Origin of the sequence: Rhodopseudomonas sp., assembly GCF_048594845.1 — a bacterium.
In the GTDB taxonomy this organism is placed as follows: domain Bacteria; phylum Pseudomonadota; class Alphaproteobacteria; order Rhizobiales; family Xanthobacteraceae; genus Rhodopseudomonas.
This window is the reverse complement of sequence record NZ_JBMDXE010000160.1, coordinates 1-10,673: the sequence shown is the minus strand read 5'-3', so window position 1 is coordinate 10,673 and position 10,673 is coordinate 1. Positions and strand designations below refer to the sequence as shown.

General features: G+C 66.5%; 15 protein-coding genes and 1 tRNA gene. 7 read left to right on the top strand and 9 right to left on the bottom strand.

What is annotated here, in order from left to right; all coding sequences use genetic code 11:
• Nucleotides 1–214 precede the first annotated feature (214 nt).
• Complete coding sequence (locus tag ACOJTD_RS09930) at nt 215–619, bottom strand: hypothetical protein (protein ID WP_420132753.1); 405 nt, start codon at nt 617–619, stop codon at nt 215–217.
• A gap of 178 nt (nt 620–797) precedes the next feature.
• Between ACOJTD_RS09930 and ACOJTD_RS09925 the strand changes: the two genes are divergently transcribed.
• Entirely contained in the window at nt 798–1,019 is a 222-nt protein-coding gene (locus ACOJTD_RS09925) for a hypothetical protein (RefSeq protein WP_420132752.1), read from the top strand.
• A 13-nt stretch (nt 1,020–1,032) separates the two neighbouring features.
• Complete coding sequence (locus ACOJTD_RS09920) at nt 1,033–1,191, top strand: hypothetical protein (protein ID WP_197279698.1); 159 nt, start codon at nt 1,033–1,035, stop codon at nt 1,189–1,191.
• Nucleotides 1,192–1,226: 35 nt separating this feature from the next.
• On the opposite strand, the gene ACOJTD_RS09915 is transcribed toward ACOJTD_RS09920, so the two are convergent.
• Together ACOJTD_RS09915 and ACOJTD_RS09910 are read right to left on the bottom strand one after the other, a co-directional pair.
• The gene (locus ACOJTD_RS09915) at nt 1,227–1,757 is read right to left on the bottom strand and encodes a gamma carbonic anhydrase family protein (RefSeq protein ID WP_420132751.1); all 531 of its coding nucleotides are present in this window, start codon (nt 1,755–1,757) and stop codon (nt 1,227–1,229) included.
• Between the two features lie 73 nt (nt 1,758–1,830).
• The gene (locus ACOJTD_RS09910) at nt 1,831–2,169 is read right to left on the bottom strand and encodes a DUF6949 family protein (protein WP_420132750.1); all 339 of its coding nucleotides are present in this window, start codon (nt 2,167–2,169) and stop codon (nt 1,831–1,833) included.
• Nucleotides 2,170–2,354: 185 nt separating this feature from the next.
• Between ACOJTD_RS09910 and ACOJTD_RS09905 the strand changes: the two genes are divergently transcribed.
• Entirely contained in the window at nt 2,355–3,062 is a 708-nt protein-coding gene (locus ACOJTD_RS09905) for a hypothetical protein (protein WP_420132749.1), read from the top strand.
• A gap of 231 nt (nt 3,063–3,293) precedes the next feature.
• Here ACOJTD_RS09905 and ACOJTD_RS09900 read toward each other — a convergent pair whose 3' ends face one another.
• From ACOJTD_RS09900 to ACOJTD_RS09885, 4 genes are all read right to left on the bottom strand, one after another.
• Nucleotides 3,294–3,509, bottom strand: a complete 216-nt coding sequence (locus tag ACOJTD_RS09900; RefSeq protein WP_054165275.1) for a DUF3126 family protein — start codon at nt 3,507–3,509, stop codon at nt 3,294–3,296.
• Nucleotides 3,510–3,678: 169 nt separating this feature from the next.
• The gene (gene cysE / locus ACOJTD_RS09895; RefSeq protein WP_420132754.1) at nt 3,679–4,506 is read right to left on the bottom strand and encodes a serine O-acetyltransferase; all 828 of its coding nucleotides are present in this window, start codon (nt 4,504–4,506) and stop codon (nt 3,679–3,681) included.
• Between the two features lie 213 nt (nt 4,507–4,719).
• Entirely contained in the window at nt 4,720–5,475 is a 756-nt protein-coding gene (locus tag ACOJTD_RS09890; RefSeq protein ID WP_420132748.1) for an alpha/beta fold hydrolase, read from the bottom strand.
• A 246-nt stretch (nt 5,476–5,721) separates the two neighbouring features.
• Nucleotides 5,722–6,885: a hypothetical protein gene (locus ACOJTD_RS09885; protein ID WP_420132747.1), complete on the bottom strand. Its 1,164-nt coding sequence runs from the start codon at nt 6,883–6,885 to the stop codon at nt 5,722–5,724.
• A 205-nt stretch (nt 6,886–7,090) separates the two neighbouring features.
• Between ACOJTD_RS09885 and ACOJTD_RS09880 the strand changes: the two genes are divergently transcribed.
• Together ACOJTD_RS09880 and ACOJTD_RS09875 are read left to right on the top strand one after the other, a co-directional pair.
• A complete protein-coding gene (locus tag ACOJTD_RS09880; protein WP_054165255.1) occupies nt 7,091–7,336 on the top strand; it encodes a zinc-finger domain-containing protein in 246 nt (81 codons plus the stop codon).
• A gap of 7 nt (nt 7,337–7,343) precedes the next feature.
• Complete coding sequence (locus tag ACOJTD_RS09875; RefSeq protein ID WP_420132746.1) at nt 7,344–8,558, top strand: FAD-dependent monooxygenase; 1,215 nt, start codon at nt 7,344–7,346, stop codon at nt 8,556–8,558.
• 6 nt (nt 8,559–8,564) lie between these two features.
• Here ACOJTD_RS09875 and ACOJTD_RS09870 read toward each other — a convergent pair whose 3' ends face one another.
• On the bottom strand, nt 8,565–8,957 hold the full coding sequence (locus tag ACOJTD_RS09870) for a twin-arginine translocation pathway signal (protein ID WP_420132745.1): 393 nt from the start codon (nt 8,955–8,957) through the stop codon (nt 8,565–8,567).
• A gap of 136 nt (nt 8,958–9,093) precedes the next feature.
• On the opposite strand from ACOJTD_RS09870, the gene ACOJTD_RS09865 reads away from it, so the two are divergent.
• Nucleotides 9,094–9,903: an RMD1 family protein gene (locus tag ACOJTD_RS09865; protein ID WP_420132744.1), complete on the top strand. Its 810-nt coding sequence runs from the start codon at nt 9,094–9,096 to the stop codon at nt 9,901–9,903.
• A 52-nt stretch (nt 9,904–9,955) separates the two neighbouring features.
• A complete protein-coding gene (locus ACOJTD_RS09860) occupies nt 9,956–10,411 on the top strand; it encodes a GNAT family N-acetyltransferase (protein ID WP_420132743.1) in 456 nt (151 codons plus the stop codon).
• Between the two features lie 7 nt (nt 10,412–10,418).
• Here ACOJTD_RS09860 and ACOJTD_RS09855 read toward each other — a convergent pair.
• Nucleotides 10,419–10,507, bottom strand: a tRNA-Leu gene (locus ACOJTD_RS09855).
• Nucleotides 10,508–10,673 lie beyond the last annotated feature (166 nt).

The window sequence follows — 10,673 nt, the reverse complement described above, 5'->3', positions numbered from 1 at the left end:
AACGTCGCGGCGCGCGCAACGCCCCGGACCGACTGCTCTCATTCCTGTGCGGTGGCACGAGACGAAAGCTTGTGACCTCTCAGAACGGCCCTGCGCTTATCCCGCGATGATCCGCCGGCAGGTTGCTCCGATTCCGAATTTATCAGAACCGGAGCCCGAGACCTGCGGATCGTGCGACTGCGGGCGCCGCAGCGCCCGCTCCGTCAGCTGACGCTCAGTAGCAGACTTCGACGCGTCGCCACCGCCAGCCATAAGGCGTCCACACCCGCTGCCGTCGCAGATAGCAGCCGTCGTCGTAATAGGACGCGGCCGGATAGCTGTAGCCGTATCCGGTGTAGTAGCCCGGGTAGCCGTACCCATAGCCGCCCCACGCATAGGGGGCCGCTAGGCCAAGTCCGATCCCGACACCGACCGCGCCCCAGCCGGGACCGCGCCAACCGCCGCCGCGCCAGCCGCCATGCCAGCCACCACCGTGCCAACCGCCGCCGTGCCACCCTCCGCCGTGAAAGCCGCCACCGCCATGAAAGCCGCCAAAGCCGCCACGGGCAGAGGCCGCGGTCGGGGCCGCCAACGCAGCCAGGGCCGCCACCGATAGTGCAACGATAGCCTTTCGAATCATCTTCCAACTCCATTCCGCACGACCCGCCCCCCTAGAAGATGCGCTCTCCTGCCGCAGTTTGTTCGGCAATCGATGCTTCCAGGGTTTCAAATCTGCGCGACTGGCCGATGCACTGCGGCTCCGCGGCGCGCCGCGGAACGAATTGCGCGGGCGGCGGCTTGTGATCGCGGAGAGCCCCATGCGCAAGCTGATCGGATTCGACGAGGACACCTTCGACAAGCTCAAGCAGCTCGGTCGCAATCGCATGGCCACGCTGCAGGAGCTCGCCGACGAGGCGTTCGCCGACCTGCTGAAGAAGCACGGCGTCCCGATCGATTTGCAGGACGCGTTGAAGAAGAGCGCGCGGGCCGCGAAATCCGCGAAGGGCTCGGCAGCCGAGCACCATCGTGACAAACACTGAAAGGACCACCACTATGGCTGACGATCCCTTCGAACTCGGGGCGCGCGCCGCGCGCGAAAACATCCCTGCCGAAGCCAACCCGTTTGCAGAAGGTACCGAAGACTACGCGCTGTGGGCCGCCGGGCACGAACGGATCGCCACGGCGGTCGAAGCGAGCGAGTCCGAAGGCTGAGCGACGCACCGCGGTCAATGACCGCGGTGCGTCGCTCAGCCGATCTTTTTCAAGCCCTTGTTGTAGCGTTTGCCGTTGGCGACATAGAAGCCAGCCCCCATCAGCATGGCCTTGACCTGCTCCGGCGTCAGCGTGCGCGCCACCTTGGCGGGTGCGCCAAGGATCAGCGAATTCTCTGGAAACGATTTGCCTTCGGTGATCACCGCACCGGCGCCGACCACGCAGCCGCTCGCCAGCTTGGCGCCGTTCATCACGATCGACCCCATCCCGACCAGCACGTTGTCGCCGATGCTGCAGCCGTGCAGGATCACATTGTGGCCGATCGTGCAGTTCTTGCCGACGGTCAGCGGAAAGCCCGGATCGGTATGGCAGGTCGAGCCGTCCTGCACGTTCGAGCCCTCGCCGATCTCGATCCACTCGTTGTCGCCGCGCAGCACCGCGCCGAACCAGACGCTGGCGGAGGCGTGGAGCCGCACCTTGCCGATCACCGACGCGGTGTCGGCAATGAAGTAGTTTCCATCCTGCGGAAGATCAGGCTTGTTGCCGTCCAGCTCGTAGATCGCCATCTCGGTCTCCTGTTGCAGGGCCAGTCATGGCAACGTGAGCCGCTGAGGGCAATTGTTTTCGGACGGACGGTTTTCAGGTGATGACACCGACCGCGTGCAGGCCCATCAGCAGCACCGTGCCGGACATCATGCTCCAGGTGCCTGCCAACACGGTCGCCAGCATCACGAATTCCGCCCGGCGGCGCGGCTTCTCTGGCAGGCGCGGCCCGAGCAGCGTGTTGCGCATGATGATGAACGGCGCGGCAAACATCAGGAACGGGATCGCCGCGAAGCTCTGCGCCACCACGCCCTGCTGCAGTAGACCGAACCCGGCCGGCTGCCGCACCATCGCCTGATAGCCGCTGGACAGCGCGCCTGCGACGGCGAAGCCGATCAGCAGCGAGAACAGATTGTTGAATGCATCCGGCGACATGGCGACGATCCCGCTTCCGCAACTCTGCAGCTCGACTGGTGTCGCAAAAACCGGCGCCGATCGCTATCGCATCGTTAAAGTTGGGTTAACGCGACTGTGCGAGGGATAGCACGCGTGCGCCGCGAGAGCGGCCGTCGCCGTGGCGTCGCGCGGCTGGTCTGGTCATTCGTCGGGTTCTGTCTGCAATGAGTTCGGTTTCGTCAGCGTCCGTTCGCCTCGCCCGTCCGGGCGGCCGGCGCGGCTATCGTGTGCCGGTCGCGATCGGCAGCACAATCTCGCTCCTCTCGATCCTGGCCGTGGCCTACCTGCTGTGGCCGACCTGGCGGGCGCAACCGGTGGGCGATCCCGACCGCACGCCGGTGAGCATCGGCGACACCCTGTTCAACGTGCCCACCAAGGCATTCCGGGTGAAGTTCCAGCGCCATTCGGGACCGCAGGAGCGCGTCGATCTCAACTTCGTCTATCCGTCGCTGGCGCCGCCGGAGAAGCCGAAACGGGCGACCCCGGACGACGTCGAGGAGTTTCATCCGATCGATCGCATCTTCGTCTCGATCGCCGCCCATCACGATGCGCTGGCGCCGGAGACGCGGCTGCGGACGATCTATCCGCGCTATCTGGCGCCGTCGTCGCAGCAGCTCGACGACGGGCTGACCGTCCGGCCGTTCGTCGAAGGATCGCCTTACAGCGCCGAGGACCTGATCACCGCGGCAGAGCCGCAACTCGCGGCGCGCTGCACCCGGGACCGGCAGACGCCCGGCATGTGCATCAGCGAACGCCGCATCGACGGAGCCGACCTCACCTTCCGGTTTCCCCGGCAATGGCTCAGCGACTGGCGAAGCGTCGCCAACTCGATCGACCGTCTCACCGCGCAGCTGCACGCCGTGCGGGGATAGTTAGCAGACGATCAGAATACGCTGACTAACCGCTCGCGTCGCGATCGATAGCACGCACAAACATCCCCCGACGTCATGCCTGGGCTTGTCGCGAGCATCCACGACTTACGGCATCAGAGGCGACAAAGACGTGGATGGCCGGGACGAGCCCGGCCATGACGCGTTGATAGTCAACCAATAGCAGCGACGCTCACTTGGCGGCAACAAGCGACCAGTGAGCTACACCCAACCTCACACGTCGGCGAGATCGTCCTCGAGGATCGCCATCTGGAACTGGAACGAGCGATCGTCGTCCTCGTCGTCGACGAACAGCACGCCGACGAATTCCTCACCGATATACACTTCGGCGGAATCGTCCTTCTTCGGCCGCGGCACAACGCGGATTTTCGGATTGCCGAACACCTTCTTGAGATAGGCATCGAGCTTTCTGACTTCCTGAACGTCCACGGTGATCTCCAATCTAGAACAAGGGCTTCGGAGGCGATGCGGGCCGGATGATCCGCCGGCGATCGCTGCGAGCGGGGCCGCCGTCAGTACGTTTTCGAGCCGCCCGCCGCAACCCCTCGCGCCGAGTTGCGAACCGCATTCGCGGCGATGTGCACGGGCGATTCCGACGTCACAAACCGATCGCGTTGAGCATCTGATCCATGGTGCGTGACGGCTCGGCGCAGCCCGCCTCCCCCACCACCTTGGCCGGTACGCCGGCCACCGTCATGTTGTGCGGCACCGTCTTCAGCACCACCGAGCCGGCGGCGATTCGAGCGCAGTGACCGACTTCGATGTTACCGAGAATCTTGGCGCCGGCGCCGATCATCACGCCGCGACGAATTTTTGGATGACGGTCCTCGTGCTCCTTGCCGGTGCCACCGAGCGTCACGCCGTGCAGGATCGAGACGTCATCCTCGATCACCGCGGTCTCGCCGACCACAAGGCCGGTGGCGTGGTCGAGGAAAATCCCGCGGCCGATCTTGGCCGCCGGGTTGATGTCGGTCTGAAACACCGCGGAGGCGCGGCTCTGCAGATACAGCGCGAAGTCCTTGCGGCCCTTGAGGTGCAGCCAGTGCGCCAGGCGATGCGCCTGGATGGCGTGGAAGCCCTTGAAGTACAGCAGCGGATCGATGAAACGCGACGTCGCCGGATCGCGGTCGAACACCGCCACCATGTCGGCGCGAAAGGCATTGCCCATGTCCGGTTCGTCGCGCAGCGCGTCTTCGAAAGTCTGGCGGATCAGGTCGCTCGACAGCGCCGAGTGATCCAGCCGCGCCGCCACGCGGTGCACGACTGCGTCCTCGAGCCGGTCGTGGTGCAGCACGCTGGCGTAGATGAACGAAGCGAGCTCGGGCTCGCGCCGGACGACGTCCTCGGCTTCGCTGCGGACCCGCTCCCAGATCGGATCGAGCGTCGTCAGCGTGGCAGTCCGCGGATTGACCTGATGCATCACCATGCCGGCTCTCTCGATCTCGTCTGTCCCGGTCACTATAGCACGCCGGCGGCGAACCTGTCGCGGCGGCCGAAGCCAAGCTCCAGGCGTCCTTACCCTATGGCTAACCCATTGATCCGCAAAGATATTCACTCAGCGACGCAAGCCTGCCTCGCGAAAGTTGCAGACCTTGAGGTGGGGAGCGCTGCGGCTGCGTCAAGCGGCGCGATTTGCGGGTCACGGCCGGCGCGCGAGGAAATCGACCACGCCTTGCTTGTAAACGCGGTCGCCGACCGCACGCATATGGTCGCGGCGCGGGATGTCGAGCACTTCCGATCCGGGGATGATACCGCTGAGTTCGTGCGCCGAGCCGGCGACGTCGTCGTCGGTGCCGACCGCGATGAGCACCGGCACCGCGATCGCCGCCGCGTCATCGCGGCTCATCAGGCCGCGCGATCCGCGCATGCAGGCCGCGAGCGCGGCGTGATCGGACCGGGTCTGATCGGCGAAGGCGCGAAACGTCCGTCCGACCGGATCGGTAACGTCGTCGAGCGACGGCGCCAGCAGCGCCTGCGCGACGTTCTCGCCAGGCCGCCCTTCGTTGCTGAGCAGCCCCATGCCCAGACCACCAAGCACGACCGAGCGCACGCGCTCCGGCGCACGCAGCGCCAGATTGGCGCTGATCCGCGCGCCCATCGAATAACCCATTAGGTCAGCGCGCGGGATCGCCAGATGATCCATCAGCGCCGCGACATCGTCCGCCATCTTGGCGAGTTCGTAGTCTGCTGGATCGTAGAGTTTGCTCGACTCGCCATGACCGCGATTGTCCAGCGCGACGACGCGCCGTCCGGCGCGCTTCAACTCCGACAACCAGGATGGATACACCCAATTGACGTTCTTGTTCGACGCGAAGCCGTGCACCAGCACGATCGGCTCACCCTCGCCGTCGTCGAGATACGCGATATCGATTCCGCCGTGATCGAAGCTCGGCATGCATTGTCCGGATGTTGTGAGCGGGAAGAGTGTTAGTTGAAGAGAAATCGAGACGGCAAACTCAGGTGAGGCGTGCAGGCAACCGGCGAGGACTTAGCTGACCTTCTGCTTCAAGGCGAGCCGAAGGCAACTCGATCCGGTCCAACGGAGTGCACCGCCGGAAGATGGATGGCTTCGTCGCTTCGCTCTTCGCAATGACGATTGTGAGGCAAACGGCGTATTTTTTCCGCTGAGACCATCCGGCCGTCAGGACGGCGCCACGAGGCCGCCCACCACTGCGTCGGCCCGGGCCCGTTCGGCTTCGGCGCGCTTGGCTGCGGCGATCAGGCGCTTGGCGCGGCGCGCCTTGCCGCGGTCGATCCAGCTTTGCGTCATCCGCTCGACGCCCGATTTGAGCGAGGTGACGAGGCCGAACAGCGTCATCAATGCGCCGAAGATCCACCAGGCGAAATTCCATGCTCCGGTGGTCAACAGCAGCGCGCCGCGGCCGAGTATTTTCAGGAACGCGCGGGTCTGGCTGCCTTTCGACTCCGCCAGCCGGGCCGCGCGGGCGACGTCCTTCGGGCCCTCGGCGATCTTCAGCGTATCGAGCGCGCCGCGCGTGCCGGCCTTCTCGCCGACGCGGCCGACGTTCTTGGCCAGCCGCATCAGGCCGCCGGCCTTCTCCGTCCGAAACGCCGCCTTCACGGCGGTCACCGTCTCGGCCGGGCGCAACACCGAACCATCCGCCACCGCGCGCCGCAGCACGGGGGTATCGACCACCTCGCGGGCGGAGCGCCCCGCCCAGCTCGCCAGACCCTCACCCAGGCGGCCGACCTTGCGGGCATCCTTCACCAGAGTCAGCCCGGCGCGCACCGGGCCTGCGCCGCCGACCGTGACGTAGGTCGCGGCCGTGATGGCAATTCCGGCGGCCGCCAGACCCAGCACCAGCCGGTCCGCCTCGGCGCCGGTGGCGAGATTACTGCCCTCTCGGATCACGTCGCGGATGTCGCCGAACACGAAAAGATCGCCCGCCACTGTGCCGGACAGGCTGGCGCCATCGTCGGCCTTGCCGGTGATGAGTCCCGTCGCGAACCGGGTGGCGATGCCGGTTGCAGATCGCTCGGCCGCAACCGTTTCGCTCACACGCTGCTTGAGATCGTCCGGCAGTGTGACGTTCCGCGCGGCGGCAAGCTGAACCAGACTATCCGCGAGTTCCGGATCATGAGCCTCCAGCGCGTCATTGATATTCCGCGCGATGAGGCCGGGGTCCTGCTGCAAAGCTGCCGAGAGTTGCAGTTCCGACAGTTGCGCAGGATCGTCCTGCGCGGCAAGAAACGCCGCAGCACGCCGGGCGTGCGGCCACGTCAGCACCAGCGCGATAGCGCAGAGTGCGATGCCGGCCTTAGCAATGCCCAGCTTCAGACCCATCAACCAACCCTCACCTTGTCTCATGTGGGGGTGTCACACCTCGGACACAACCGATCCGACGAAAGAAGGGCTTCTCCAACATCATGCGATTGTGTCGAATTTCCACGGGCAAAGCCTGTCCAGGCGCTCTAGGAATCATGCAGCGACGCCGGTATGGTGCGCTGCACCGTGATGTGCCCTCTCCGTCGCGAGTAAAGGTGAGCTGATGTCCGACCACGTGGTTCCACATTTCCAGAACGATGCCGGCGTTGCCATGATCGAGATCGGCTCGAAGGAATTCATGTGCGTCGGCGCCAACCCGCCGTTCGACCATCCGCACGTGTTTCTCGATCTCGGCAACGACAACGAGATCATCTGCCCGTACTGCTCGACGTTGTATCGCTACGCGCCCGATCTCGCCCCCGGCCAGGCCCGGCCGCCGGAATGCGTGCTGAAGGACAAGGTCGCCTGATCTCTCCGTGTCGGCGACCCGCACGATCGTCGTTGCAGGTGCGGGTATCGGTGGACTAACCGCTTCGCTGGCGCTCGCGGCGAAGGGCTTTCACGTCGTCGTTCTTGAAAAGGCCGAGCGGCTGGCGGAAGCCGGCGCCGGCCTGCAGATCTCCCCCAATGCCAGCCGGGTGCTGGTCGATCTCGGCCTCGCCGGCCGGCTCGCGCCGCGCGCCATCGCTCCCGATGCCGTGACGGTGATGAGCGCCCGCACCGGCCGCGCGATGATCCGCCTGCCGCTCGGCGAGCAGGCTGCGGCACGCGCGGGGGCACCGTATTGGGTGCTGCATCGTGCCGACCTGCAGGCCGCGCTGCTCGCACAGGCGGAGGCGCATCCTGCCATCGAGCTGCGGCTCGGCTGCGCTGTCGAGGACTACGTCAGCAACGCTCATGGCATCACCGTCGGTCATCGCCGCCACGGCCACCGTGGCGACACCCAGGCCCTGGCGCTGATCGGCGCCGACGGCATCTGGTCGGCTGTACGGAGCCAGCTGTTTCCAAATAGCGGCCCGCATTTCAGCGGCCTGATCGCGTGGCGCGGCACGCTCGACGCCGCCGCGTTGCCGCGCGGCGAGCCGCTGCGTGGCGTACAGCTCTGGATGGGCCCGCGCGCGCATCTGGTCGTCTATCCGATTTCCGGCGGACGGCTCGTCAATCTGGTGGCGATCGTCCCCGACGACTGGCAGCGCGAAGGCTGGAGCGCGCCGGGTGAGCCACGCGAGATCCAGAGCCGATTCGCCGCGGCCGGCTGGGCCGCTCCGGCCCGGCTACTGATCGGCGCGGTCGAAAGCTGGAAGCGCTGGGCGCTGTTTGCGATGCAGGATGGCGGCGCCTGGACCGGCGGCGCCACTGCCCTGCTCGGCGACGCGGCGCACGGGATGCTGCCTTTCGCGGCACAGGGGGCCGCCATGGCGATCGAGGATGCGGCGGTGCTGGCGCAGTGCCTCGGTGAGAGCCACGGGACCGGCACATCCGGCGATCCGCTGTCGGTGCCCGCCTCGCTGCAGCGCTACGCCCAGGTGCGCCGCGCACGGGTCGCACGGGTGCAACGCCTGGCCCGTCAGAACGGCCAGATCTATCACCTCGCCGGGCCGATGGCGCTCGCGCGCGACCTCGCGATGCAGGCGCTTGGCGGAGAGCGGCTGCTGGCCCGGCAAGCCTGGATCTACGACTGGCGGCTTTGAACCGCGCTAGCGCTTGGCGCGCGGCGGCTTCGCGCCTGCGGGCGCGGCGGCCGGCGCAGCCGGCTCGGTGCATTTGTTGTCGCGCCAGGTCTGTTCGGCGAGCCGCGACTGCGCCTTCACGTTGATGTAGTCGTTGCGATAGGCGACCTCGGAAACGACCGAGCCCGCGACGCCGGTCTCGGCCTTGCGCATCAGCCCGTCGAGATCGGCCAGCCGCGCATCGAGGCTTTTGCGCTCGGCAGCGAGCTGCTCGCAATTATACAGCTCGTAGCGCGCCGGATCGACGAACGCCTGCGACACCGCGCTGTCGCCGATCGCCGCGCAGCCGGACAGTCCAGCGCCGGCGAGCAGGCCGGCACCGAGAATCGCAAAACGGGTAAGCCTGAAAGAAATCGTCATGGGCCGCGTCTATAGACAGAAATGAAGCTCTCGTAAAACCAGCCCCGCATGTCCGCAGTGTGGCCGCCTTTGCTTGGCGGGCCGCCAACGCACCGATAGGGTCCGGCGGGACACAGGCCAACGCAGGATCGACGCAATGCCGACCCCACCGACCTTCCCGGCCGACGCCTTCGCCACCAAGGCGAACGCGCACGCGCTGTATGTCGGCGATCGCATCAACACCGCCGGTTTCGAGGAGCAGGCGCTGTCGTCGGTGCCGCTCGCGGTGCGCGCCGGCGCGGGCATCGCGGTGCTGTTTCGCTACGGCGTGGTGGTGCTGATCGGACTGAGCGCCGAAGAGGAAGCCGCGTTCCTGGAGCGGCTGAAGCCACGCATCGGCGGCGCCTTCAATAACATCGACGACGAGGTCGCGGCATTCCAGCTCGACGGCGACGATCAGGTCGCGGCCGGCGGGCCGATCCAGCTCCGGCAGATGTCGCTGGAGCGGCTGCTGATTATCGCCGACGTGCTGGCCAAGAGCGTCGTCCTCGCCCACGACGAACGCGAGGTGGCCAAGGTGTTCGAAGTGATCGAGCCGTTCGCCCGCGAACTCGCCGAGCACGGCCATACGCGCCGCAGCCGGCCCGCGATGATGAAACTGATCGGCAACGCGCTGCTGGTGCAGCATCGCGTCTCCGGGCGCGTCGCCATCACCGAAAAGCCCGACGCGCTATGGGAGCGCCCCGACCTCGAACGCCTCTACGCCAGGCTCGAGGACGAGTACGAACTGAAGGAGCGCGTCGACACGCTGAACCGCAAACTCGCCGTCGTCGCCGAAACCGCCTCCACCCTCGCCGATATCATCGACACCCGCCGCGCGCTGCGGCTCGAACTGATCGTCGTCCTGCTGATCGCCATCGAGGTCGTGGTCGCGATGGTGCAGATCGCGATGGGACGCGGACATTGAGCGCGACGGCCCCGGTGCACGACGAGCTTTCTGCGCCACAGAGGATTGGCCGATGCCCGAACTGATCCGACGCGGCACCGCAGACGACGTCGAAGCCATCACCGACCTGACGATGCGCGCCTACGCGAAGTGGCTCGCTCTGATTGGCTACGAGCCGCTGCCGATGCTTGCCGACTACGCGGCCGCGATCCGGCAGCATCGCTTCGATCTACTCGAAGCGGGCGGCCGCCTCGCCGCGCTGATCGAAACCGAACTCCGCGACGACGACCTGCTGATCGTCAACGTCGCGGTGTCGCCGGACGCGCAGAAGCGCGGCTATGGCCGTCGCCTGCTAGCTCTCGCCGAACGGATCGCGGCCGAGGCCGGCCGCACCACACTGCGCCTCTACACCAACGAGCGCTTCGACGAAAACATCCGGCTCTACGCGTCGCTCGGCTACACCCAGGAGCGGCTGGAAATCCGCGCCAACGGAGCGCGCGTAGTCCACATGATGAAGCAGATCGGTTAGTCGCCGGTGGTGCGGGCGGCCGGGGTCGAACCGGCACAGCTCTTTCGAGCCGAGGGATTTTAAGTCCCTTGCGTCTACCAATTTCGCCACGCCCGCATCGGCGCGCTCGGGGATGCAGTGCGCTGGACGACCGCGTCAGGCATGTGCGGGGCGTCTAACCCCGATCCTGAATATCGATGCCGCACTGCATCACGCCCGAAGGCCTGCCCGGATGCGTAGCGGCTGGGATGCCCGATTCCGCGCCAGAGCGCCGCATTCATAG

Excerpts from the sequence above, each read along its gene's own strand:
- ACOJTD_RS09930 (WP_420132753.1), bottom strand. The coding sequence starts at position 619 with ATGATTCGAAAGGCTATCGTTGCACTATCGGTGGCGGCCCTGGCTGCG.
- ACOJTD_RS09925 (WP_420132752.1), top strand. The coding sequence starts at position 798 with ATGCGCAAGCTGATCGGATTCGACGAGGACACCTTCGACAAGCTCAAG.
- ACOJTD_RS09920 (WP_197279698.1), top strand. The coding sequence starts at position 1,033 with ATGGCTGACGATCCCTTCGAACTCGGGGCGCGCGCCGCGCGCGAAAAC.
- ACOJTD_RS09915 (WP_420132751.1), bottom strand. The coding sequence starts at position 1,757 with ATGGCGATCTACGAGCTGGACGGCAACAAGCCTGATCTTCCGCAGGAT.
- ACOJTD_RS09910 (WP_420132750.1), bottom strand. The coding sequence starts at position 2,169 with ATGTCGCCGGATGCATTCAACAATCTGTTCTCGCTGCTGATCGGCTTC.
- ACOJTD_RS09905 (WP_420132749.1), top strand. The coding sequence starts at position 2,355 with ATGAGTTCGGTTTCGTCAGCGTCCGTTCGCCTCGCCCGTCCGGGCGGC.
- cysE (WP_420132754.1), bottom strand. The coding sequence starts at position 4,506 with ATGGTGATGCATCAGGTCAATCCGCGGACTGCCACGCTGACGACGCTC.
- ACOJTD_RS09890 (WP_420132748.1), bottom strand. The coding sequence starts at position 5,475 with ATGCCGAGCTTCGATCACGGCGGAATCGATATCGCGTATCTCGACGAC.
- ACOJTD_RS09885 (WP_420132747.1), bottom strand. The coding sequence starts at position 6,885 with ATGGGTCTGAAGCTGGGCATTGCTAAGGCCGGCATCGCACTCTGCGCT.
- ACOJTD_RS09880 (WP_054165255.1), top strand. The coding sequence starts at position 7,091 with ATGTCCGACCACGTGGTTCCACATTTCCAGAACGATGCCGGCGTTGCC.
- ACOJTD_RS09870 (WP_420132745.1), bottom strand. The coding sequence starts at position 8,957 with ATGACGATTTCTTTCAGGCTTACCCGTTTTGCGATTCTCGGTGCCGGC.
- ACOJTD_RS09865 (WP_420132744.1), top strand. The coding sequence starts at position 9,094 with ATGCCGACCCCACCGACCTTCCCGGCCGACGCCTTCGCCACCAAGGCG.
- ACOJTD_RS09860 (WP_420132743.1), top strand. The coding sequence starts at position 9,956 with ATGCCCGAACTGATCCGACGCGGCACCGCAGACGACGTCGAAGCCATC.